Source organism: Veillonella magna DSM 19857 (assembly GCF_000428745.1).
Classification (GTDB): domain Bacteria; phylum Bacillota; class Negativicutes; order Veillonellales; family Veillonellaceae; genus Veillonella_A; species Veillonella_A magna.
Genome location: NZ_AUAN01000007.1, coordinates 66,852 through 90,289, shown reverse-complemented (window position 1 = coordinate 90,289; position 23,438 = coordinate 66,852). Strand labels below are relative to the sequence as shown.

22 protein-coding genes are annotated in these 23,438 nt (G+C 44.4%); 16 read left to right on the top strand and 6 right to left on the bottom strand.

Annotated elements, in window-relative coordinates; translation table 11 throughout:
- Nucleotides 1-59: 59 nt before the first annotated feature.
- The 5 genes from G344_RS0103325 (at nt 60) to G344_RS0103305 (ending at nt 5,043) form a co-directional block, all read left to right on the top strand.
- Nucleotides 60-830: a ParA family protein gene (locus tag G344_RS0103325; RefSeq protein WP_028254953.1), complete on the top strand. Its 771-nt coding sequence runs from the start codon at nt 60-62 to the stop codon at nt 828-830.
- Nucleotides 814-2,109: a ParB/RepB/Spo0J family partition protein gene (locus G344_RS12110; protein ID WP_244869483.1), complete on the top strand. Its 1,296-nt coding sequence runs from the start codon at nt 814-816 to the stop codon at nt 2,107-2,109. Before G344_RS0103325 ends, G344_RS12110 begins: the two co-directional genes overlap by 17 nt.
- A gap of 62 nt (nt 2,110-2,171) precedes the next feature.
- The gene (hydF, locus tag G344_RS0103315) at nt 2,172-3,383 is read left to right on the top strand and encodes a [FeFe] hydrogenase H-cluster maturation GTPase HydF (protein WP_028254952.1); all 1,212 of its coding nucleotides are present in this window, start codon (nt 2,172-2,174) and stop codon (nt 3,381-3,383) included.
- A gap of 116 nt (nt 3,384-3,499) precedes the next feature.
- The gene (locus tag G344_RS0103310; RefSeq protein WP_028254951.1) at nt 3,500-4,021 is read left to right on the top strand and encodes a DUF4446 family protein; all 522 of its coding nucleotides are present in this window, start codon (nt 3,500-3,502) and stop codon (nt 4,019-4,021) included.
- A gap of 17 nt (nt 4,022-4,038) precedes the next feature.
- Nucleotides 4,039-5,043 (top strand): M23 family metallopeptidase, encoded by a 1,005-nt coding sequence (locus G344_RS0103305; protein ID WP_051245712.1) that lies wholly within the window; start codon nt 4,039-4,041, stop codon nt 5,041-5,043.
- A 160-nt stretch (nt 5,044-5,203) separates the two neighbouring features.
- Here G344_RS0103305 and G344_RS0103300 read toward each other — a convergent pair whose 3' ends face one another.
- Nucleotides 5,204-5,995 (bottom strand): MBL fold metallo-hydrolase, encoded by a 792-nt coding sequence (locus G344_RS0103300; RefSeq protein ID WP_028254949.1) that lies wholly within the window; start codon nt 5,993-5,995, stop codon nt 5,204-5,206.
- A gap of 468 nt (nt 5,996-6,463) precedes the next feature.
- Here G344_RS0103300 and G344_RS10580 point away from each other — a divergent pair, with 468 nt between their 5' ends.
- From G344_RS10580 to G344_RS0103275, 5 genes are all read left to right on the top strand, one after another.
- Nucleotides 6,464-7,405 carry a LysR family transcriptional regulator gene (locus tag G344_RS10580; RefSeq protein WP_051245710.1) on the top strand — a complete coding sequence of 314 codons (942 nt, stop codon included), beginning with the start codon at nt 6,464-6,466 and terminating at the stop codon, nt 7,403-7,405.
- A 143-nt stretch (nt 7,406-7,548) separates the two neighbouring features.
- Nucleotides 7,549-8,130 (top strand): cob(I)yrinic acid a,c-diamide adenosyltransferase, encoded by a 582-nt coding sequence (locus tag G344_RS0103290; protein ID WP_028254948.1) that lies wholly within the window; start codon nt 7,549-7,551, stop codon nt 8,128-8,130.
- A gap of 84 nt (nt 8,131-8,214) precedes the next feature.
- A complete protein-coding gene (locus tag G344_RS0103285; protein WP_028254947.1) occupies nt 8,215-9,120 on the top strand; it encodes a hypothetical protein in 906 nt (301 codons plus the stop codon).
- Nucleotides 9,121-9,206: 86 nt separating this feature from the next.
- A complete protein-coding gene (locus G344_RS0103280; RefSeq protein ID WP_028254946.1) occupies nt 9,207-9,563 on the top strand; it encodes a GerW family sporulation protein in 357 nt (118 codons plus the stop codon).
- 204 nt (nt 9,564-9,767) lie between these two features.
- Complete coding sequence (locus G344_RS0103275; protein WP_028254945.1) at nt 9,768-10,223, top strand: OmpH/Skp family outer membrane protein; 456 nt, start codon at nt 9,768-9,770, stop codon at nt 10,221-10,223.
- Between the two features lie 697 nt (nt 10,224-10,920).
- Here the strand turns inward: G344_RS0103275 and G344_RS0103270 are convergent.
- Genes G344_RS0103270 through G344_RS0103260 form a run of 3 tightly spaced genes read right to left on the bottom strand, consistent with a single transcriptional unit; the run spans nt 10,921 to nt 12,855 of the window.
- Nucleotides 10,921-11,205 carry a cupin domain-containing protein gene (locus G344_RS0103270; RefSeq protein WP_028254944.1) on the bottom strand — a complete coding sequence of 95 codons (285 nt, stop codon included), beginning with the start codon at nt 11,203-11,205 and terminating at the stop codon, nt 10,921-10,923.
- Between the two features lie 15 nt (nt 11,206-11,220).
- Nucleotides 11,221-11,892, bottom strand: coding sequence for a hypothetical protein (locus tag G344_RS0103265; RefSeq protein ID WP_028254943.1), 672 nt, complete (start codon nt 11,890-11,892; stop codon nt 11,221-11,223).
- A gap of 3 nt (nt 11,893-11,895) precedes the next feature.
- The gene (locus tag G344_RS0103260) at nt 11,896-12,855 is read right to left on the bottom strand and encodes a DUF1858 domain-containing protein (protein ID WP_028254942.1); all 960 of its coding nucleotides are present in this window, start codon (nt 12,853-12,855) and stop codon (nt 11,896-11,898) included.
- Nucleotides 12,856-13,157: 302 nt separating this feature from the next.
- Between G344_RS0103260 and G344_RS0103255 the strand changes: the two genes are divergently transcribed.
- From G344_RS0103255 to G344_RS0103230, 6 genes are all read left to right on the top strand, one after another.
- Nucleotides 13,158-13,487, top strand: a complete 330-nt coding sequence (locus G344_RS0103255) for a DUF1904 domain-containing protein (RefSeq protein ID WP_028254941.1) — start codon at nt 13,158-13,160, stop codon at nt 13,485-13,487.
- Between the two features lie 52 nt (nt 13,488-13,539).
- Nucleotides 13,540-14,688 carry a DNA/RNA nuclease SfsA gene (gene sfsA / locus G344_RS0103250; RefSeq protein ID WP_028254940.1) on the top strand — a complete coding sequence of 383 codons (1,149 nt, stop codon included), beginning with the start codon at nt 13,540-13,542 and terminating at the stop codon, nt 14,686-14,688.
- A gap of 138 nt (nt 14,689-14,826) precedes the next feature.
- On the top strand, nt 14,827-17,289 hold the full coding sequence (gyrA, locus tag G344_RS0103245) for a DNA gyrase subunit A (protein ID WP_028254939.1): 2,463 nt from the start codon (nt 14,827-14,829) through the stop codon (nt 17,287-17,289).
- Nucleotides 17,290-17,652: 363 nt separating this feature from the next.
- Nucleotides 17,653-18,564, top strand: a complete 912-nt coding sequence (locus tag G344_RS0103240) for a DUF2156 domain-containing protein (RefSeq protein ID WP_028254938.1) — start codon at nt 17,653-17,655, stop codon at nt 18,562-18,564.
- Between the two features lie 99 nt (nt 18,565-18,663).
- Nucleotides 18,664-19,884: a GNAT family N-acetyltransferase gene (locus G344_RS0103235; protein ID WP_028254937.1), complete on the top strand. Its 1,221-nt coding sequence runs from the start codon at nt 18,664-18,666 to the stop codon at nt 19,882-19,884.
- Nucleotides 19,885-20,018: 134 nt separating this feature from the next.
- Complete coding sequence (locus G344_RS0103230) at nt 20,019-20,519, top strand: universal stress protein (protein WP_028254936.1); 501 nt, start codon at nt 20,019-20,021, stop codon at nt 20,517-20,519.
- A 101-nt stretch (nt 20,520-20,620) separates the two neighbouring features.
- Here the strand turns inward: G344_RS0103230 and mscL are convergent, their stop codons facing one another.
- Complete coding sequence (mscL, locus tag G344_RS0103225) at nt 20,621-21,073, bottom strand: large-conductance mechanosensitive channel protein MscL (protein WP_028254935.1); 453 nt, start codon at nt 21,071-21,073, stop codon at nt 20,621-20,623.
- Nucleotides 21,074-21,804: 731 nt separating this feature from the next.
- On the bottom strand, nt 21,805-23,292 hold the full coding sequence (locus tag G344_RS0103220; RefSeq protein ID WP_028254934.1) for a DASS family sodium-coupled anion symporter: 1,488 nt from the start codon (nt 23,290-23,292) through the stop codon (nt 21,805-21,807).
- Nucleotides 23,293-23,438 lie beyond the last annotated feature (146 nt).

Sequence of the window (23,438 nt, the reverse complement as noted above, 5' to 3'; positions counted from 1 at the left end):
TTCTATGGCTGTGGTATAATGTGATGTGTATTTTGTTATTATGAACGGGGTGACATACTGTGGGTAAAATTATAGCCATTACAAATCAAAAAGGCGGTGTCGGTAAGACGACGACATCGGTAAATTTAAGTGCGTGCTTGGCTGAGGCAGGAAAAAAAGTATTATTGTTGGACTTGGACCCACAGGGGAATGCATCCAGCGGCGTTGGTATCGATAAAGATAGTTTGGATACATGCGTTTATGATGTATTAATAGATGAAGTGCCGTTGACAGATATCATTGAATCAACAATGATAAAAAAATTAAAAGTAGCACCGGCGACAATACAGTTGGCCGGTGCCGAAGTTGAATTAGTGAGCATGGATAAACGGGAAAGTCGTTTGAAACGTGCGTTAAAGCAAGTAAAAAAAGAGTATGATTTTATTATTATCGACTGTCCGCCATCATTGGGCCTGTTGACATTAAATGCATTAGTAGCCGCAGATAGTGTATTGATTCCTATTCAAAGTGAGTTCTATGCGCTGGAAGGTGTTAGCCAATTAATAAAAACCATAGAACTGGTACAAGAAAATATGAATATGTCCTTACATATTGAAGGCGTGTTGTTAACGATGTATGATGGCCGCACAAATTTATCGATTCAAGTAGGGGAAGAGGTTAAAAAGTTTTTTGGCACGAAGGTGTATAAAACAATTATTCCTCGCAATGTACGACTTAGTGAGGCCCCTAGTTACGGTGAGCCGATTATTATTTACGATCCACGATCAAAAGGTGCTGCCGTATATACAAGCTTAGCGAAGGAGGTCATCAAATATGCCAAAAAACAATAAATCCGGGAAGAAACGTTCGGGCCTAGGAAAAGGGTTAAGTGCATTGATGGGCCCTTCTTTACATGATGCAGCAGAGAATACAGCAACAGAATATGAGAGCGGACATGATGCCGTTATAGATACTTCAGCAAGCAATGCTGTAACAAGTAATGCTGCAACAGGTAACGCTGTAATAGGTAATGCTACGGCAAGTAATGCTACAGAAAACAGCAAGGCTATTACAGATACTGCGGTAGTAAAACATACGGCGATAGATGATCAAAATGAAACGACACATACATCCGCCGAAGAAATGAATGTGTCAGCTGCGGTGCAAAATCATAGCATAGACGCGAAGCCAACTTCTATATCAAACGAAGTGGGAACACCGCTAGCAGGTGATATAGGGACCGACATATCCGGTAACGAGAAGGGAAAGCTATCCGAAGAGGTGGCCACATCGGCTCCTACGTATGGTGCACAGTTAATGGATTTGACGTTAATCCACCCTAATAAAAATCAGCCTCGCAAAAATTTTGCTAACGATGAAATGGTAACACTTGTCGAATCAATAAAAACACATGGTATCATTCAGCCTATTGTGGTGCGTCCTGTAGAGGATTATTTTCAAATTGTAGCCGGTGAACGGCGGTGGCGTGCCGCCAATGAGGCCGGTCTCAAGGAAGTTCCGGTTATCGTAAAAAATTACAGCACCGAGGAAATGACGGAAATTGCTTTGGTGGAAAATTTACAACGACAAGACTTAGACCCTATCGAAGAAGCTTTTGCGTATAAACGGTTGGCAGAAACCTTTAATTTTAGACAGGAAGATATTGCATTGCGCTTAGGACGCAGTCGTTCGCATGTAGCAAATATGATGCGCTTGTTACAGCTACCGGAATTTTTACGAAATGAATTATCTGCGGGAGAGCTTTCCATCGGACAGGCGCGACCGTTATTGGGATTACCAAATGAAGATCTGCAACGCACGGCGTTGGAACAGATTAAAGAGCATGAAATGACAGCGCGTCAAGTAGAAGCGTTAGTGCGACAACTGTTAGCAGGACCGAAAAAAGAAGGAACGACCAAAGCAGAGAATACCGCCGAGGTAAGAGCCTTGACGGATCGCTTGCGCATTAGCCTGGGGGTGCCTGTAGCGGTTAAGCTTAAAGCGGGCAAGAAGGTGCAGGGAAAAATTGAAGTTACTTTCCGTAGCCAAGAGGAATTAGATCATATTTTACAATATATGGAACAAGAAACGAATAAGGATGATGAGGCTATTACATCCTTTCACATATAGGAGGTGAGGAGATGTCACAGACAACCGAAACAGTACAAGCTGTGCTTCACAGTGACACCGGCATGGATCAAACACCGAAAGCCAACCGCATTTATATCGGATTTTTCGGACGTTGCAATGCCGGTAAATCTACGCTGATTAATATGTTGACCGGTCAGTCCGTTGCATTAGTATCGGCAGTGGCGGGAACAACGACAGATCCGGTAAGTAAAGCCATGGAAATTTTACCGCTAGGACCGGTGGTGATTACCGATACAGCCGGTGTGGATGATACGTCGGAGTTGGGGGCATTGCGCATTGCGAAAACGCGTGAACTGTTACCAAAAATGAATATGGCCGTATATGTTGTTCGCACGGATACACCTATTGATGATACGGATCGCGAATGGCTAGCCTTGTTAAAGGAACAGAAGATAGCTACTCTGTTGGTGGTGAATGAAATACGCGGTTTCGGTGCCGATGCGTATATTGGAGCATCCCGGCTGGAAGCGGCGGAGGTGCCGTACATTGGCGCTGACTTATCGACGAAGGAACAGCGTCGTGATATATTGGATATGCTGGGCAAGATGAAGCCGACCGATGAAGAAACGCGTACCTTATTGGAAGGCTTAATCGAGCCGAAAGACGTGATTGTCTTGGTATGTCCCATTGACTCGGCAGCACCGAAGGGGCGGCTGATTTTACCGCAGGTGCAGATGATTCGTGAAATTCTTGATTATCGTGGCATGAGCTTTGTTGTGCAAACCGAAGAATTGGCGGCATTGCTTGACACCTTAAAGGAACCGCCGAAGATGGTCATCACCGACTCACAGGCCTTTGAGGCGGTAGCTGAGATTGTGCCTGACAGCATTCCTATGACATCATTTTCGATTTTAATGGCGCGGTTTAAAGGTAAGTTGAAGGAACTTGTGCAAGGCGCCAACGCCATTAAGAATTTGCATCCCGGATCCCGCGTACTTATCAGCGAAGGTTGTACACATCATCGGCAGTGTGATGATATCGGTACGGTAAAAATTCCGCGATGGTTAAAAACAGCCGGTTATGAAGGTTTGGAATTAGAATGGACATCAGGCGGTGGCTTCCCGGCAGATGTATCACCGTATGATGTAGTCATTCACTGCGGGGCGTGCATGCTGCCGCGCCGTGAAGTATTGCGTCGCATCGATGTAGCCGTGCAGGATGGTGTGCCAATTGTTAATTATGGTGTGCTCATCGCTTCGTTGCATGGTATATTAGATAGGGCACTGAGTCCTTTTAAGGATGAATTAGTATAATTCACTGATAGGACAAAAGGTAGTCGCTAACCGGCGCTACTGGCGGAGCGATATGTCCTTGATAGGATGGTAACAATTGCATAAGCGTAAACAATGAAGAAGAGGAAAGGATTAGCATGTTAGAATCATTACATACTTGGATCGAAATTGGCGTTGCGGCGTTAGCGATTCTGTTGCTATTATATTGCTTGGTATTGCAGAGCAAAATCAACAGCTTGGCAAAACGCTATGATTATTTTATGCGCGGAGAGAACGGAAGTAGCTTGGAGCGCAAGTTGGCCGTTGAAGTAAAAGAACTGCGCGATGCGGCGGAAACGATGGAAGATTTATTTCAACAGCAGCAAGTCATCCGTGATACACAGCATAATACATTTCAGAAAATTGGCTTTATCAAGTATAATGCCTTTGAAAATATCGGCAATGATTTGTCCTTTGCGTTGACATTGCTGGATGGAAATAATAATGGGATTTGTATTTCCAGTGTTTATGGACGCAGTGAATCGCGTATTTTCAGTAAGCCTATCGTAAAAGGAAAAAGTCTGGTAAGCTTATCACAGGAAGAATTGGAAAGTCTTAACGAAGCGCTGGGGGCAAAGACTAATGAAGAAGCACTGGTAAGTGGTACGGTGGTAAAATAAGGAAGTGATGGATAGGAATGAAATTAGACGGTCTGTGGCGTCGTTATTTTGTACCTGACGGTGACGGTTACAGTCTGCGTTTGACGAAAAAGCAGCTGTATATTGTTGCCGGTGTATTACTGGCAGTCGTAGTTATTTGCTTAGGCCTCGGCATTTGGGGCATTACGCGGCAAGCGGAATTGGTACAACTAAGACAGCGCACAGAATTACAAAAGGAGCAGCTTAAATTACTGCAACAGAAAACGGATATATTGGATAAGAAGATGCAGACTTTGGATCAACTGGATCAGGAAATTCGCCAGATGGTTAAAGGCTCGGAAAGCGGCGCGGTACCACAAGGCGGCGGTGAAAGTCAAACTCCGACAGCTGCCAACAGCGATGATAGTGCGGAGCCTCACGGGGCAGACAATGCTAATGGAGGCGAAGTAAAGACGGCAGATCAAATGCCGGCGAAGGCTAATGTGGTGGCCTTATCAGCAAAGCTATCTTCTATTGACCACCGTGCGCAGCAGCGAATGGCATCGTTGTTTATGTTGCGTAGTATTTTGCGTGATGGAGCAGGTCAAACTATTCGCGATTTGCAACAGATTGCTTTTGCTCCGGGAAATGCGACGGCAGCGAATGCAACCATGCCATCGATTTGGCCGGCAAAGGGCGTAATTACATCTACCTTTGGTGGTCGTGAGGATCCGGTGTACGGCGGGGGTGCCTTCCATGAAGGTCTTGATATTGCTTCCGATTACGGAACGCCGATTGCAGCAACGGCGGCCGGTACGGTAACCTTTGCGGGATATACCGATGGAGGCTATGGTAATTTGGTGGAAATCGATCACGGAAACGGATTCGTTACCCGTTACGGACACACATCGGTTGTGTTGGTACATGCGGGAATGAAGGTTAACCAAGGACAGCAGATTGCGCTTATGGGAAGTACCGGTAAGAGTACGGGCAGCCACGTTCATTACGAAGTAGTGGTTAATGGTTCCGCAGTGGATCCGCTGTTATTCTTGCCGATTCAATAAGTCTGTAGTATTACAATAAAGCTGTATTCACTAAAAGAGATGTATCCATCATATTTGAATACATACATATAATAGTGTATGAAATATAGCAGGTAAGATAAGATACTGTTATATGAGATAAAAAGACGGTCTATGCCATTGTGCATAGACCGTCTTTTTTTTAATATATTATACTTTCACCGTCGAGTGGTATTGTATAGTTTGTTATCCCTCGACAGGCTAATAATCCGCGCAAGCTGTATCGTGTAATGGCAGCATGAGCCACGGTATCTAAGTGAGTAAGATAGAGTGCTGCGGATGGACACGTTTTTTGTACGCATTCAATATCTTCGTCGTTCATAAGTAATCGCCCGTTTTCTACGGTTTCTGCTGCACAACAATTCAGTGCAATTACATCGGGCATATAGGTTTGAAGCGTACGTTGTACTGCATCATACCAGATCGTATCGCCGGCAATATAAAAAATAGGCTCTTGGGGATGGGAAAAGAGAACACCCATAGCTTCGCCGCAGGGGCTAAAGGTGCCGTGGCGGCACTCGGTTTTGTGTAAAGTGATGCCGGAAAATTCGGTGGGTGCAGGTGTAAGCACGCGAATATCCGTAAATCCGGAGCGTGCTAAGACGGCGGCATCTGCTTCGTTTTGGCAAAATAAGGGGAGATGTTTATCCAACGGTGCGCCAACACTACCATCCGGTGCTATATCGATGTGGTCTGGATGTAAATGCGTAACGATATAAGCATCTACATTTTCTAAAATACTGGCTACCGGTAAGGGGAGATCGTAAAAAGGCATAGGTAATTGTTCTTTTACCGGATCGGGGACATGGAAGGGACGGCCCGGAATATCTACAAAAGAGAATTGGTGTTTGGGCATAAGCCATGGATCGATTAGAAAGGTAATTCCATTGTAGCTTAGCTTATTAGTTGCGTTACGAATTTGTGTTAATTTCATAGTAGTCACCTCGCGTGTTGTTATAGAAAATAGTATCTGTTCTTTCCTCATCTTTTTACATTTTTGAGGATGTGGTAGCAATATTTTGGACGAGTACTTTTTGCCAAGAAATTAGCCCTTCTGTTGCACGTAACCACATCGATCATATTTTTAGTATATTTATATATTTATTCATCCACAAGAAACTAAAAATGAATAATCGCAACTAAAAAGTTGCGTCTTGGTGATTGGTTGGGGTACAATGAAACTATCAATTTAATTTATAAATCATGTGTTGCAAAATACGAATAAAGGAAATGGCTATACGATTGTAATAGAAATTACACGACAACCAGATCCGGGGGATTTAAAAACAGAGAAGGCTTTATTGAGAAAGGAATTTGTAGAAAATTTAGAGTAATGAGAATGGAAAATTGGTGACGTATTTTGAGGGTGGACATATTGTGAGAAAATGAGAAAGGAGTTTGTATGAATCAAAAACAAATTGAATATTTTATGACTGTATACCGTCATCGCAATGTACAGAGAGCAGCGGATGAATTGCATGTGTCGCGACAAGGTGTGAGTAAGATGATTCGCTCTTTGGAAGAAGAATTGGGAGAAGCCTTGTTTCAACGTACGTCGCAAGGATTGATTCCTACGCCATATGCGAATGCACTGCTACCTCATGTAAATCGCATTGCCGAAGAATATCAACATATTGCCCGGATGCGCTCTTTAGCAAGCGATGCCTGCCGGGTAGTCACCATAGCATCAATGGATCATATAATGACCTATCTGGGGACAGCATTTATTACGGCTTTTCGTGAAGCCCATCCTGATATTACGTTAAGCGTAGTGGATACAACAGATGAGAAGGCTTTACAAACCCTGGCGACGGAAAGTTGCGATTTTGCTATTGTACCGGGACCGGTGACGGAGGAGACGTTTGTCAGTGACGAACTGTTTTATTCACGCTATGCAGTGCGGCTGCGCCGCGAAGATTCTTTGGCAGCAATGCCGGCCATAACCTATCGGGATTTGGACGGGCGCCTAATGATTGGGAAAGGACGGGCCTATGCGTGTTTTCGGCGGCATATGGATAACGGCGTTTTTCTCGCCGGTTACAAGGTAGATATATTGGCAGAGATATCTGATGAAAGACTTATTACCGAGTTGGTGGAACGCACCGGTGCTATTGCGGTTGGCTATGATTACAGCGCTTTTTTATATTCGTCACCGCAAATTGTGGTGCGGCCCTTTGGCGAAAATGGTAGCGACGGTCAATGGATTTATTTGGTACGCCGCCTTCATAGCCCTCTAACGGCAGCGGCGCAGGTATTTCGCGATTTTTTGCTTCGCTGGTTAGAAAATCATTCTATGCGAAACGTACCTTGGCCGGATGAAGGTAGGCACGCCGGTGTCAGGTAGTTTTAAAGAAAGCATTTTATGCATGATAGCGCATCGGTTTGCAAAAAATGAAAAGACGGCGATTTTATCTGTGATTTTCATGTTCATGTTATGCTAAGTGTGATAGAATAGGGGTGTATACCAAGCGTGGAAAGGAGGCTCCTATGAAAGATACGTATGTACAGGTTTACACCGGAGACGGCAAAGGTAAGACGACGGCGGCTATCGGTTTGGCTATTCGTGCTATCGGGGCCGGACTCGATGTATTGTTTCTCCAATTTATGAAATCCAAGGTATATAGTGAACATGCTGTGCTTCCCAAGTTAGAACACCTTACGGTGGAAACGGTAGGCAAACCGTTTTTCATCATTCCCGAAGGAATGAAGTCGGACGAGGAACTGGCTAAATGGGGTGATGATGTGGTGGTATTCCCTAAAGGACAGCCGCCGGCTTCCTATGTGGCATTGATTCGCAAAGGCTTCGAACGGGCCCTGGCAGCAGTAGCTTCCGGCGATTACGATCTTATCGTGTTGGATGAATACAACATGGCGCTGTTTTTCGGACTTATCGATCGAGAAGCGACGGAACGGTTATTGGCAGCGCGTAATCCTCGAACGGAGCTTGTCTTTACGGGACGCGGAGCACCGGATTGGCTTATGGAGGCAGCGGATCTTGTTACGGAAATGAAGGAGTGTAAGCATTATTACACAAAAGGCGTTACCGCACGTTTGGGCATAGAAAATTAGAAGGAATTTGTTGCACAAGCGGCGAATTACATACAAATGAGATGAATAGGTATTGTGATGGGTTACAGAAATCGGAGGTAGGTGGTGCATGTGACCGGTATAGCCATCGTGCTGCTGGTTATTTTGATTCTGATTGTAGGGATTTTGTTCAGTCCGATTACATATTCGGTGGAACTGTCCTCACGCAAACCGTATCGGGCGGCGTTGAAGGTACAGTGGTTGGGACGTGTGTTCCGCATTCACTTTGCATATGAGTCGGGCAAGCCGTTCTTTAAGGAAGTATACATTTTACGACAAGCCAAGTTGGGGGCTACCCGCGATTATGAAGAATGGCTGTCGCGACGTGTACAGGAGGAAACGGCGGATGGTTTCTCCGATGACATAATGGATGAAGCAAAATCGGAGAAAGATGCTAATACGACGGCAGATGCTAAGGTGCAGCAGACGGCATCAAAGCCTGTTGAGGCGGCAAAGCCGGCGGAACGTGTGCGCTTTGACAAGGATGGCACACCGTTGGATGCGCCGAAGCGAGCAGCTGCCGAAACGGCTGCGCAGTCCGAACGGGTCGAAGAAGATGCGTCGAAGACGGCAGAAGGCAAACAGGCGGATGACGGTTTTGACAAGCGTTGGTTCATGCCACATGTCAAGAATGTAGCGCTGTACGAAACGCTTCTTTTGTTTATCAAGCGATGCTATCATCATTCGTTGCCGGGACATGTACGATTGGAAGGTCGTTTTGGTAACGGGAATCCGTTTGATATGGGCATTGCTGCAGCCACCATCTATTCGTTATGGCCGGAAGGTACAAAGGAAGTGGAGTTGGATTATTCCAACAACGTATGCCTGGGCAGTCTGGATGTGAAGGGGCGTATGTATCCCGGCGTGTTTGCTTGGTACGGCACCTTATTTGTGCTGGCTAAGCCGGTGCGCAGCTTCCTGATGGATGCACTGAAATTTGCAAGACACTACAAGAAGACACATAAAAAATAACCATATGCCTTACGTGGGCAGAAAAAGCGAAGACCTAATGTAGGTAAGGACGACTCAGAGAGAGTCGGCGATTGGAGGAACGTATAATGGAAACAAAAAACACCTTTAACAAGGCTAATTTAGAGGCGATTTTTGAACAATTCAAACACATGATCAAAGTAGAAACCGTAGTAGGCGAAGCGATTCAAATCGGCGATGCCACCTTGGTGCCGTTCGTTGATGTAGTGCTCGGACTGGGTGCCGGCGGACCGGCCGGTGGCGGCGGAGCTAAAATGGAACCATCGGCTGTATTGGTTATTAAAGGCGAACGCGTTGAATTGTTCAACATTAAAGGGTCTGCTAATTACAGCGGCTTCGATCGCTTAATCGGCATGGTGCCGGAAATTATTTCCAAGTTAAAGAAAGATAAATACATCTACATTAACGATGAAGATGCCAAATAAAAATGGCATGACCATATACAAATACATATATGTATAGCGAAATTACGTGTATTCATCTGTAATTCACTATTATCTATTATGATATAGACAGTGAAAGCAGAGGCGATATATTCCACCTAGGGCGTGATGTATTGCCGTGTACACGTATTTTTGCTATAATTGAGACATATTTTACTACACATATTTTAAGGAGGGTCTAGGGAAATGAATTTGAAGAAGAAGATCGCAACCTTAGCAGTGCTTGGCACCGTTGGTGTGGGAGCTATGGCCAGCGCCGCTAATATCGGTGTTATTAATATGAGTCAGGTATACAATGCGTACCCGGGATACGGTGCAATCAACATGCAAGTTGAAAAGGTAAATGCTGAATACCAGCCGCAGCTTCAGAAAATCGCTCAGAAAATTCAGGGCTTAAAAGATGACGCTGCTAAACAGGCTGAATATGATAAGAGCTATGTACCGGTAGCTAAGAAAGCAAATGCAGCTATCGAAAAAATCGTAGCCCCGATGGAAAAAGATATTCAGGCAAAAATCGATACCGTTCGTGCACAGAAAAACTTGCCGCTTATCGTAGCTGATCCGCGCATGGTTGTATCCACTGAACCGGATAGCCAGGGCGTTGACGTAACGCAGGACGTTGTTGCTTTGTTGAAAAAATAATCAGCAAATAAAAAAGACATTCCATATGAAGTGAACCCCTTTTGTTGGACAAAATCTGACGAAAGGGGTTTAGTTCAATAGAGGATGTCTTTTTTACTATCCGAATTCTTCTGATAGGCAGTACGTATTACGAGAGAACAATTCTTGGAGAAATGAGTTATCATAGTTTATTCTCAGTGCAGTAGTTACTGTGATTCGTATGGTTGTGAATTAGCTGTTAAATAGTTAGTTGTAACAGGCGCTTCATAGCTTGATTATTATAAAAAATTTTTCTGATATATGTATTGATGGTAATGAAACTGTTGGAAGAAATAATTTAACATCCTATTATAATAGACGCAACAAATTTGTTTCGTATGGCGAATTAAAATACAAGCTTGAGATACAGTTTGAATAATGGTATGAGCAAGTTGTAGTCATTGATGATGCTCCATTGTTGGTAACAGGAGATAATTTCTTATAGTAAAATGAATAGATATAGACCAAGAACCATTGTGGAAATAATTCCTATGATGGCTGCGAGGTGCGCTCTGCTACTGATAAAAGAGGGGTATTCATGAGCTGATAAGAATGGCTATTCATAATAAAAAAGGAACAGATAGAGGCTGAATGTCATGTATACGACTTGATGTTCAATGCCTATATCTGTTCCCTTTTATATGTTGATATAATTTATAGATTTATATATTGAGATAAATTATTTTTTCATCAAATTTACTACGAATGCTCCATCGGTAATGAAGGTGGCTTGGATGTGATTGTCGCCGTCAAAATTAAGAACTTTGCCTGGTGTGAGAATGTGTTCCTCGCTTTGATTTAATAAGACCTTAACTTTGCCTTGAACGACGGTGAAAATAATATTGGCTTCCGGATGATTGTGATTGCCCACCACATCACCGGCCTTACCGGCTTTCTTTACGATGGTAAAATTAGTACCTTCAAAGAGAAGGCCCGGATCCTGTTTAACAATACCTGCTGCCATGGAAATTCCTCCTTATTAATTGGCCACTGTTTTGCTAATACGATAGAGTGGCGCATTATTTTCTTCTAAGATAACATCAAATTGTAAATACGGTGCAGCGGCGGCTACGAAAGCGCGGAACCAAGCCTGATATGCAGCAGCCATAAATACTTCGCTAACACCGGCTTTTTTCCAGTGTTCGCGCTGATTCTGATGTGTGCCGGCCCAAATGTATTCGCTATCGCTTTCGCTGATGATAGTATCACCGCCGTCGCAAGGCATGCCGTTTAAATAATAATCTTGCATAGCCTGATATACTTCCTGCGGAGTATGCTGGACATCACCTAGCTTTTCTTTTGCCAAGGTACCGCATGCTGTGCCTTGGGTGACAAAGGCAGTGAGAATTGCATCGGTAGCCATATCGCCGCCGCAGTCGAGTAAGTCTTTTATAAATGTCGCTTCTCGTACAGAGGTCACTTCAATTTGGTTCTGAAGCCAACCGTGAATATTGCTGTGGTCGATAATCATCTGCAGATTACGGTCTGCCGGAATCGGTTCGCCGTACATAGAAACAGCAGTGTCGTGCAATTCGGTAGCGAGATCATCTAAGGATTTTTCCGCTTCCTTTAAAATTAACTGTTCTCTCTCATTGATAAGTTGAATTTTTTTATACAACCAAAAGTGAATGTGACCGAGAAATGCTGACATGTATTATGCTCCTTTACGAATAGTTTCCAAACGTTCTACTAATTCATTAACATCAAAGCCGTGAATATCGGCAGCCTGCCATAGCGGTTCGGCTGTGGACGACGGACAACCGAGACACCCCATACCGATAGCCTGCAAAGCAGGAATCGTTTCCGGATAGGCTTCGATAATATCGCGCACGATGGAATCGGCGGTAATCGGTTCGCCTGCTTCGAGCGGCATCGCACCTTTTTCGTTGGCCATGCCCGGTAAATTAACTACCGGTTCTGCCGGAGCCGCTGCGGTATCTTCGGTAGACGGAACATAGTCATCGCCGAGGACAGCTTCTTTGAAGGTGGCAAGACCGATGCGATCGATGAAGGCACCCATGCGTTCGATATGTGCGTTTTCTTTATAGTATGCGACCATGCGGTCAACGAGGTCAAGTACTTCCTGTTCCGTCGTTACTTCGGCAATAAGATCGGCAAAGCGCGGATGTGCACCGGCACTGCCGCCGGCATATACTTGCCAACCTTGCTCGGTGCCGATAATACCGATATCCTTGGTAATGGATTCGGCGCAGGAATTCGGGCAACCGGAAATACCGAACTTCATTTTAGACGGCATTTCTTTGGAAATATATTTTTGTTCCAGTTGCATACCGAGATGAACGCTGTCCTGTTTAGCACGTTTGCAGAATGTGGTACCCGGACAAATTTTTACGCTGCGTACGCGATTGGATACGGAATGTGCCGGTTGCATGCCTAACATTTCCCAGGCTTTGTCTACATCCTCTGCTTTTAAATTGGTAATCATGATACGCTGAGCGCCGGTAATTTTTAATGTAGCGTGGAAAGTGTTGGCCACATCAATGAATTTTTGCAATGTTTGTGGTTGAATAAATCCGGCGGGAATGCGCGGAGTGATAGCATAACGGCGCTGACCGTTGCGAATGCGTTGAAGGTTACCTGCTACTTGAGCCATATGTATTACATCCTTTCTCTTGGGTACGGTTTAGGTACATTACAGATTATATTTTATTTGGTATATGGATTATTATAGTTTCACACCGCCGAGGGTGTATCGTATGATACAAGTATACGGTATGATTGCAAACAATGTATGTAGCTATAGCTACATCTTATACTAAATACCTGGATTTGACTAGGAATTATATTGACGATGTTGATGCATGGACGGATGTGACGAGAAATAGCGACTATTCAGTCAGGCATCGATGCTTGTATAATAAATATATATTATTGATGGTTACTAAGGAGGACACTATGCCGCATTTAAAAATACGAGGAATTGATAAGGCTGCTGTTATCGCACGGAGTAAGGATATTGTGGACGGTATTTCATCCATTGTGGATTGCCCGCGTGATTGGGTGACCATTGAGCACCAAGCTACGGAATATATTTTTGACGGGGCTATTGTAGATGGATATACATTTGCCGAAGTGTATTGGTTCGAACGCCCGGAGGAAATAAAGCGGAACGTGGCTACCTTTTTAACAAAGCTGTTAAAGGAAGCAAACGGAAATAAGGATTGCTGTATTATTTTCTTCCCTATGGAGGGAAAGAATTATTGTGATAACGGTGAATTCTTTTGAATGCATAGCTCGTAAGGACCTATAGAATTATATGTGAGAAGGATGGGGATGTATGAAGGTTTTATATGATACGGTGTTGCGCGGCACTTTTTTGCGCAGGCCGAATCGATTTGTTGTATATATTGACTTAAACGGTAATGAGGTAGCTGCACATTTACCCAATCCGGGACGGATGTGGGAGCTTCTTTATAAGGGCGTGGGCATGTATGTGGTGCCGCACGAAAAACCGGGTGCTAAGACAGCGTATCGCGTTATCGGTATTGAGCGCGATGGAGTCCCCATTATGTTGGATACAAATTACAGTAATGATGTCGCAGAATATCTGATCAATGAAAAGCAAATTCCCGGCTGGGAAGAATGGCGCGTGGAACGTCGCGAGTATACTGTCGGTGACAGCCGTTTTGACTTGTTATTGATCAACGAGGCGGGGGATCACTTCGTATTGGAAGTAAAATCTTGCACGCTGTTTAGTCGCGATGGGGCGATGTTTCCCGATGCGATTACCGAACGCGGACGCAAGCATTTACTGCACTTGGCAGCATTGCGTAAGGACGGGTATCGAGCAGGTGTACTTTTCCTAGTGCAATGGGATCGGGCGCAGTGGTTTTTGCCGGATTATCATACCGACCTGGCGTTTGCGGAAACATTCCGCAGTGTAGCCCCCGCTTTGGATTGGAAGGCTGTGTCATTGCGCTGGACCGCCGATTTTACCATGCCGGAGGTGGTGCGGATTTGTAAGTATCCGGAGGATATATTGGCGGCGGAAGTACATGATGCGGGTGATTATATTATGATTATGCGGCTACCGGAAGCGAAGGATATTGTCATTGGCAGCAAAGGTTGTATGCATTTTGGGGCAGGCTATTATTTGTACGTCGGCTCGGCGAAAGCAAATTTGACGAAGCGCATTGAACGGCATAAACGAAAGCGAAAGAAAATGCACTGGCACCTTGATTATTTCCGTGGCCATTGCGAGATGATTGCTGCGGTACCGGTGCGTACATCGGCCGATTTGGAGTGTCCCTTGGCAGAAGCTGTAAAAGGCGTAGCCGATTGGCGGGTGCCGGGCTTTGGCTGTAGCGATTGTCATTGTGAAAGCCATCTGTTTGGGATGAAACAAAATCCTATCCATGAAAAAGCATTTATGGACATAGTGGAAGAGTTTCGGATGAATCGCTTATTGCATGATAGGAACTTGTAATCGAACAAATGATTCCTGCAAGTAGCAAGCATTTGTAAAAAATGGTATAATGTAATGTACTAATAAATTATATGTAATGGAACGTATAGAAGCCGTCGGCGAGGACCGCGGTGTATGTAAGTTAAATGAGGTGAGACTGTGGAGGAAACGACCTGGAGTCATGGTAAGATTTTACCCGTCCAGATTGACAAAGAGATGAAGAGCTCCTATATCGATTACGCTATGAGCGTTATCGTTATGCGTGCCTTACCGGACGTGCGTGACGGCATGAAGCCGGTGCATCGGCGTATTTTGTATGCTATGCATGAAACGGGGATGACCCCGAATAAACCGTATAAAAAATCCGCCCGTATTGTTGGTGATGTATTAGGTAAATACCATCCGCACGGGGATAGCTCCGTATATGATGCAACCGTACGATTGGCGCAGGATTTCAGCACGCGCTATCCGCTGGTGGACGGACATGGTAACTTCGGCTCCATCGACGGTGACTCGGCAGCAGCCATGCGTTATACGGAAGTTCGCATGGCTAAAATTACGACGGAAATGTTGGCGGATATTGACAAAGATACCGTTGATTTTATGCCGAACTATGATGAATCGTTGCAGGAACCGACGGTGTTACCGTCTAAGATTCCGAATCTGCTCATCAACGGTTCGGCGGGGATTGCCGTAGGGATGGCGACCAATATTCCGCCTCATAACTTAAACGAAGTGGCAGACGGTCTTATTATGCTTATCGATAATCCGGATGTGGAAGTAACGGATTTGATGAAAGCCATCAAGGGACCGGACTTCCCGACGGGCGCATTGATTTTAGGACGCGACGGTATTAAGAAAGCTTACAGCACCGGCCGCGGCAGTATTAAAATGCGTGCCCGGGCCCGTATCGAAGAAATGAATAAGGGCAAGCACCGCATTGTAGTTACGGAAATTCCGTACCAGGTCAATAAGGCGCGCGTTATCGAATCCATTGCCGCTTTGAGTCGCGACAAAGTTATTGATGGCATTACCGCGTTGCGTGATGAAAGCGACCGCCAGGGGCTTCGCATCGTTGTTGAATTGCGCGCAGACATCCAGCCGGATATCGTGCTTAATAAATTGTACAAGCATACGCAATTACAGGAAACGTTTGGCGTAATTATGTTGGCTTTGGTGGATGGCCATCCGAAAATTTTAACGTTAAAAGAAGTATTGAATCATTATATTGCGCATCGCTTAGGCGTTATCGTACGCCGTACGCAATTTGAATTAAATAAGGCCGAAGCAAGAGCACATATTTTAGAAGGTTTGCTCATTGCTCTCGATCATATTGATGAAGTAATTGCTACGATTCGTGCTTCCGAAACCGATGAAATTGCCAAGAATGCATTGATGAGTAAATTCGGTCTTACCGAAAAACAAGCGGTAGCCATCCTCGATATGCGTTTGCGCCGCTTGACCGGTTTGGAACGTGAAAAGATCGAAGAAGAATACAAACAGTTGGAATTGTTGATTGCTGATTTGAAAGCCATCTTAGCTAGCGAAGATCGTCAGCGCAGTATTATCAAAGAAGAGTTGACGGACATGAAACACAAATACGGTGACGAACGGCGTAGTGAAATTACTGTGGATACGTCCGAGCTCGATGTGGAAGACCTCATTGCAGACGAAGAAATGGTTATTACTTTGACACGCCAAGGCTATATTAAACGCATGAATGCAAACGTATACCGCAATCAGCATAAAGGCGGTGTCGGCGTGGTTGGCATGAAGACGAAGGAAGATGATTACGTGGTACAGATTCTCCACGTGCGGACGCATAATACGTTGCTCTTCTTTACTACGGCCGGCCGAGCGTATCGCTTAAAGGGTTATGAAGTACCTGAGGCATCCAGCCGTAATTCACGGGGAACGGCCATCATCAACGTACTGCCTCTCAATGTAGGCGAAGCCGTAACGACCATGATTGATCTTGAAACAGTGTCGGACGATCTCAATCTCTTTATGGTGACGAAGCAAGGTGTGGTTAAACGTACCAGCATCGAAGAATATCGGAATATTCGCCGTAGCGGGTTAAATGCTATTTCTCTCGGTGAAGACGATCGCCTTATTTCCGTGTGCATTACTACCGGTGGTCAGGATGTTCTCATCGGCACCCGTAAAGGTATGGCGATTCGCTTTAGCGAGGAAGATGCACGACTTATGAAACGATCCGCACAAGGGGTGCGCGGTATTAAACTGAACAGCGGTGACGAAGTTGTCGGCGCAGGCGTGATTACCGATTCTGGTGATGCGTGTCAAGTATTCACTATCAGTGAAGAAGGGTTTGGCAAACGCAATAACGAAGATGCTTATGGACTTCAGAAACGCGGCGGCAAGGGAACGAAGAATTTCCGCATTACTGATAAGACCGGTGATGTAGTGGCTGTAGAAATTGTTACCGACCATGATGAAGTTATGCTTATTTCCGAACAAGGTAAGATTATTCGCTTTGATATGAAGGATATTGCAGTGAAGAAAGGCAAAGCAATTTCCGGCGTAAAAACGCAAAGCCTTGATGCGGGCGATAAGGTGGCCTCGGTGGCAATTATTGCTAAATCTGAATTAGAAGAAGAATAAATACACAGGCGAAGATTATTATACCGTTGTTAATAGTTGATTTCGCAGTATATATAACGGCAAGGGCCGCAGGCAGGACCTGCTTTATGCAGGTACCTTGTGCGGTCCTTTTCCTTTGCAGTTTATGCGGAGATGAGCAGTAAATGGAGTAAAGATATATTGTAGTTGCCATAGCAATGGACTACAATAGAGAATATATTTACTTTGGATGATACGCAAAATAATTGTACAAAATTTTTGTAAATCTATTTTACAAAACCGACTTCTATAGTATAATTAAGCGTAACCGAATTTTTTAAATATATGTGCTTGCGCCGATGCGCAGCGCAGAGCATGAAATTATAGATATAGGAGGCGAGTCTTATTTTAGACTTTAAGCGTTTTGAGTTAAAAGATAAACCACTTATTGATGCGTACTTTGCAGAGCATCATTATGAAGCATCCGATAATTGTTTTACAACATTGTACATGTGGCAGGATCCGTATGGTATTCGCTGGGCTGAAGAGGATGGCGTTCTCTATATTCTCGGCGGCGGTAAGCGTGATCCGTTCTTGCTGCCACCATTTGCTGGGAAGGATGCAAAATTTGTCGATGGATTAGAACGAGCTAAAGAGTGGTTTAAGCAAAATAATTTAAAATTCCAGCTTAAAGGGGTTAACCCTATTATTATGGAACGCATGCAAAAGCTTTGCCCGGATTGCTATGAATTTACGCCGGACCGTGACAATTTTGAATATATTTATAAATCACAGGACTTGATTAATTTGTCCGGCAAAAAATTACGGCAGAAGAAAAACCATTTGAATCAATTCAGGATGCAGTACACCAATTACGAATATATGCCGTTGACGGAAGATTTGTTTGCGGATTGTATTGCTACCGCCGAATCGTGGGTGGAAACACATCATGAAGAAGGCATTGAAGATGAATTGGAAGCCATTAAGTTATTATTCGAGCACTGGGATGAATTGGGCTTAGTTGGTGGTGCCATTAAGTTGTTTGGTCGTGTGGAGGCCTTTACTATCGGCGAACCGTTGAATGACCGCATTGCTTTAATTCATATCGAAAAGGCGAATCCTACAATCCGCGGCTTGTATCAGGCGATTAATAATGAATTTATTCGTCATGAGTTTGCTAATTACGAGTTTATCAACCGTGAAGAAGATATGGGCTTACCGGGACTTCGCAAGGCAAAGGAATCCTATCATCCGGATCATTTTGCGGAAAAATATGATGCCGTCTATTCCGATATTTGTCCGTTACCGGCAGAATAAGACCATTGCGACGATGCAATGTAAAAAGGAGTCCCTTTGGGGGACTCCTTTTTGTATAAAATGTAATGACAACAGACACAGTATAAGGAGGTTATGGCTATGAATTATATGTTGGCGTCCGAGGCGGAAAAGCGTATAGGTAAGATAAACGATCAAGTCAAAGACTTGTGGGCCTATTGTTTCGAACCGGCAGATAATCCGTTTTTTCAATATTATTTTAGTAAGCACTATGAACCGGAACATACGCTTGTCGGTGAAGAAAACGGAAAAGTATTGACGACGGTTCATTTGCGGCAGTATGCATTATGCGTGCGTGGTGCAGAATTACCGGTCAGTTATATGGTTGGTGTGGCGACACATCCTATTGCTCGGCGCGGAGGTTTGGGAGGGCAGCTCCTAGGCGCGGCGCTGACGGAGTTACGTCGACGTCACCAAGGATTAACAATTCTTATGCCATCGAAAGCCGCTTTTTATCAGCAATATGGGTGGGATTTATATGCTCATCAATGGGTGCGGACGATGCCGCTGGAAGAGTTGCGACCTTTGTCGGGTAAAGAATTAGCATATGGTTTGTTAGCCGGCGAAGAAGAGTGGACATTACTGGCGCCGGTATATGAGGTATACACGAAAAAGCTGAGCGGCTATGCCGTGCGCGGCGAAAAAGAATGGCGCCGCTTGCTGGGAAGCTTTACTGCTGAAGGTGTGCAGGTTGCTTATGTGCACGATGAAAAGGGAAACGTGGAAGGCTATATGGCATATAAATTGGGTGAGCCGGAAATTATGGTTAGTGAAATGGTATATACTACGCGGCGGGCACAAAAAAGTTTATTGAATTACCTTTATAATCATCGCTCGCAGGGAGAAACGATACGATGGAACGAAGGGCTGCAGGATACGTCATATATTTTTCACCCCAACGGTAAGCAAGGGTATGCGACAATGCCGTTTATGATGAGCCGTATTGTAGATGTTGTTGATGCGTTTGCTCAGGTGCCGACACGGTCGTTGGCGGAAAGTAACGGACAAGGTGAAATGAAAAAGGTAATTACTTTGGGCCTCACCGATACATTGGCACCGTGGAATACGGGAACCTATCGCTTGACATTAGGTGGCAGTCGTATGAGTGCAGAAAAAATCAGTGAGATGCCGGACAATGCAGAAGCCACGATAACTATCGGCGGGCTCAGCCTTCTTCTCATGGGACGGCTTGATGCATCGGACTTGGTATATGAAGGACGTTTGCAGGCATCTGATGAAATAGTAACGATCTTGGATAGCGTATTTCCCAGAGAAAATACGTATATCAACGAATGGTGGTAAACAAGCCGATTATAAAACTATATTTAAAATGCAAGATAACTAGCTTTTTTAATCATGATGGCGTATAATCAAGGTAAGAAAAGAGTTTCATAGGTTACGGGTGTGCTTGTTGTCCTTTGAAGGAGGCGCGTAGTATGGCTGGTTATAAAGAAATTATGGTTCCTATGGATGGTTCTGACAATGCAATGCGTGCGTTGGATAAAGCGGTGGAATTGGCGCAATTTCACGGTAGCAAACTTGTCTTGGTTCATGTAGTGGATGCACAAAATCTGTTTTCTTATTCCTACGCAGCGTTGCCGAAAGCGAGTGAACGGATTCTGAAAGCGATGGAAGATCGCCAAGGTGCGGAAGTACAGGGCAATGAAGTACAAGGTGCTATTCGCGAAGTAGCACGTCAGCATGGAGAAGATATGCTCAGTGCTATCGAAGATAGCTTGCCGAAGAATATTGATGTAGAAACGATTTATGCGGTAGGCTCTCCGAAACGGTATCTTGTTGACTTGGCAGAAAAACGCGGTACAGATCTTATTGTTATGGGCAGCAGCGGATTAGGCGCAGTTATGGGATTTATTCTTGGCAGTGTGTCCAGTCATGTAATTGCTCATGTTAAATGTCCGGTATTGGTTATTAAGTAGTACATTATAAATAATGAAAGATGTTCATTTGATTTTGTTGATGTGTATATAAAAAGATCGCCCCTTGCGTAAATTGCAAGGGGCGCTTTCTTCGTTATATGCTATTTTGTAGCAGCTTCATCCAATACGGACGTGCAATGCGGACAACGGGTTGCGTCATCAGCGATGTCCTGTTTGCAGAACGGGCATTTGCGTGATTCCGGTGCCGGAGCCGGTTTGGGGAATAAGCGATTTACCTGTTTAATAACAACGTAAATAGCAAAGGCTATGATTAAGAACTGAACGATAGCGTTCAGGAAACTACCGTAAGCCAATACCGGGATGCCGGCAGCTTTGGCTTCGGCCAACGTAGCTGCATGTTTACCGTTTAAGGTAATGAAGAAGTCGGAGAAATCAATCCCTCCGAGCAGTACACCGATAGGCGGCATAATAATATCGCTAACGAGCGAGGAGACAACTTTGCCGAAAGCGGCGCCGATAACTACGCCGACAGCCAGGTCGATAAAGTTGCCGCGCATGGCGAATTCTTTAAAGCCTTTGATAAATTCTTTCATGAATGAGTCCCTTCCTATTATCTATATCGAAAAACACTGGTAGTATAGCATATCGTATAGAAAATGTACAGCTTATGATGGTAGTATAACGGTAATACTAACGTATTGTAGTGGGGCATCATGTTAGTTATATGTGTTTGTTTACATCTGATTACGGTGTCTCACAAGCTCAATAGCTTCATTTAACTTTAAGTATCCGACTAGACTCGAATTATCATGTAGAAAATAAAAAGTAGAATGCACATTTAGAAGTTCAGCTCTAATTTTTTCAAAGGAAAAAGCAGAATCTAAATAGGCAGACATATTTTTAGCTGTGTTCATGGCAGCAAAGGTTTCAATGTATCTTTGCCGACGGATTTAATACAGTATGAGTTTATCTATGATAGGAATGGCAAGCGACTACCATCAAACGATAATTTCCGTATGTTTTATGATAATTTCGTACAAGTAGGAATGTTTAAAATCCCCTATCCCTCATCATGGATAGGTCGGATTGGAAAGAATGATATTTTGTATGATAGTGTGCAAAGTTATTTAAAAGTACCGGTGCGACCGACGGAGTCAGCTATTAGAAATAGTTGGGTATACGTAAAGAATATAGAAAAGCGTTGTTCACAGTAGAGAAGAAATAAATGCTGGAATTTATTTATCTGTGCCTGCGAGCAACGCTTTCTATAATAAATTATGAAAACTATTAAATAGAAGAACCTAGTAAATAGTACTAAATGTTTTTATACATATCCCAACCAATGCCAATAGGTAGCGGCCATAACTACTAATAAAATATATCCGATGATGGTAATTGGTACGCCGGTTTTGATGAAATCTTTAACTTCAAAGGTATCCGAGCTATAGGCCACCATCCCTTGTGGTGAGTTAACCGGTAAGATAAAACCAAAGCAAACGGAGAACTGTAAAATCATTGTAGCTGCCGCAGCGTCAATGCCGGGTAAGGCAACACGTTGGAATATGGAAATAACAATAGGAATCATGGCAGCTGCCAAAGCGGTGGCTGATGCAAAGCCGAGATGAATTAAAATGAGAAAGGCAGCAATAATAGCGATGAGAGCCAAAGCTCCGGCCTGATCGAGGGAGAAGGCATTGATGAAAGCATCGGCCAACCAAAGTGCAGCTTTAGTTTTCAACAATGCCGTACCGAGACTGATGCCGACACCGAACATAACGATGGAACCCCAACCGATACGAGGTTGAGCGAATTTCCAATCCATAATGCCAATGCCAGGCATAAAGAAAAGCGCAATAGCAACGATGGTTGTTGTGGATGTATCGAAACTGTGCAACTTACCGCCGGTGGCCCAGAAGCCGAGAAGAATAATGGAGATGGTGAGTAGTTTCTTTTCATCAAAACTCATGGGACCCATAGCATCCTTCATGCGTTGAATTTGTTCTTTCCCCCCGGGGAGTTCCGAGAATTCCGGTTTGATCAGCTTCAAGGATAGGAAGTAATAAATAACGACCATAATAAGGGAGAACGGGGCTGCGGCCAATAACCAGTTGAGCCAGCTGATATGAGTATGAAGCTGACTGTTAATAAAGCCTACGGCAATGAGGTTCTGTGCAGCTGCGGTTTGAACCATGATGTTCCAAAGCGTATCGGCTTGGGCAGCTCCGATGACGAGCAGCGAAGCGAAACGGCTGTGCTTATTAACGCCTAGGTTTTCGATGATACCGAGAATAATCGGAATGAGGCAGGCCAAGCGAGCCGTGGAACTGGGGACAAAGAAGGAGAGAATAAAGCCGGTGGCGATAACGCCGATATAAATGCGACTTACTTTAGTTCCTACTTTGGATAAAACGGAAATAGCAATACGCCGATCCAAACCGGTTTTGGTCATGGCCACCGAAATAAACATAGCGGCGGCTACTAATGCCCAAGCTGTGTTGGAGTAACCGGAGATAGCTAAGGACAAGGCATTTTTTGTTCCCATTAGCTTGGCGGGATTAGCCATATCCGGCGATGTGCCGAGAAGCATTGCCGTGAGAGCCGTAATCATAGTGGCGCTAACCGGATAGGATACGGCACTGGTCATCCAGATGACAATGGAGAAAAATAAAATGGCAATCATACGATGCCCCGCACTGGTTAGGGTGGGTGCGGTAGGAATTAACAAGATGGCGATGAGCAGTAGAAAGCCGGCTATAAGACCGCCGTTTTGCAGTTTTGTCCGTTTTGGTACTGCTTCAGATGGTGAGGACATACATCTCATCTCCTTTCGAGCATGGGAGTATAGTGATTTTACTCCTGAATAATAGCTCCTAAAAAATATAAGTACAATAAAAAATAGGTATCTCCGTCGCACGAGGATGTACTTTGGAGTATAATTAGATTATAGCAGAGTTGTAC

Excerpts from the sequence above, each read along its gene's own strand:
- hydF (WP_028254952.1), top strand. The coding sequence starts at position 2,172 with ATGGATCAAACACCGAAAGCCAACCGCATTTATATCGGATTTTTCGGA.
- G344_RS0103300 (WP_028254949.1), bottom strand. The coding sequence starts at position 5,995 with ATGAAATTAACACAAATTCGTAACGCAACTAATAAGCTAAGCTACAAT.
- G344_RS0103260 (WP_028254942.1), bottom strand. The coding sequence starts at position 12,855 with ATGGCTCAAGTAGCAGGTAACCTTCAACGCATTCGCAACGGTCAGCGC.
- G344_RS10580 (WP_051245710.1), top strand. The coding sequence starts at position 6,464 with ATGAATCAAAAACAAATTGAATATTTTATGACTGTATACCGTCATCGC.
- mscL (WP_028254935.1), bottom strand. The coding sequence starts at position 21,073 with ATGAAAGAATTTATCAAAGGCTTTAAAGAATTCGCCATGCGCGGCAAC.
- G344_RS0103305 (WP_051245712.1), top strand. The coding sequence starts at position 4,039 with ATGAAATTAGACGGTCTGTGGCGTCGTTATTTTGTACCTGACGGTGAC.
- G344_RS0103275 (WP_028254945.1), top strand. The coding sequence starts at position 9,768 with ATGAATTTGAAGAAGAAGATCGCAACCTTAGCAGTGCTTGGCACCGTT.
- G344_RS0103220 (WP_028254934.1), bottom strand. The coding sequence starts at position 23,292 with ATGTCCTCACCATCTGAAGCAGTACCAAAACGGACAAAACTGCAAAAC.
- sfsA (WP_028254940.1), top strand. The coding sequence starts at position 13,540 with ATGAAGGTTTTATATGATACGGTGTTGCGCGGCACTTTTTTGCGCAGG.
- G344_RS0103255 (WP_028254941.1), top strand. The coding sequence starts at position 13,158 with ATGCCGCATTTAAAAATACGAGGAATTGATAAGGCTGCTGTTATCGCA.
- G344_RS0103280 (WP_028254946.1), top strand. The coding sequence starts at position 9,207 with ATGGAAACAAAAAACACCTTTAACAAGGCTAATTTAGAGGCGATTTTT.
- G344_RS0103310 (WP_028254951.1), top strand. The coding sequence starts at position 3,500 with ATGTTAGAATCATTACATACTTGGATCGAAATTGGCGTTGCGGCGTTA.
- G344_RS0103230 (WP_028254936.1), top strand. The coding sequence starts at position 20,019 with ATGGCTGGTTATAAAGAAATTATGGTTCCTATGGATGGTTCTGACAAT.
- G344_RS0103290 (WP_028254948.1), top strand. The coding sequence starts at position 7,549 with ATGAAAGATACGTATGTACAGGTTTACACCGGAGACGGCAAAGGTAAG.
- G344_RS0103270 (WP_028254944.1), bottom strand. The coding sequence starts at position 11,205 with ATGGCAGCAGGTATTGTTAAACAGGATCCGGGCCTTCTCTTTGAAGGT.
- G344_RS0103265 (WP_028254943.1), bottom strand. The coding sequence starts at position 11,892 with ATGTCAGCATTTCTCGGTCACATTCACTTTTGGTTGTATAAAAAAATT.
- G344_RS12110 (WP_244869483.1), top strand. The coding sequence starts at position 814 with ATGCCAAAAAACAATAAATCCGGGAAGAAACGTTCGGGCCTAGGAAAA.
- G344_RS0103235 (WP_028254937.1), top strand. The coding sequence starts at position 18,664 with ATGAATTATATGTTGGCGTCCGAGGCGGAAAAGCGTATAGGTAAGATA.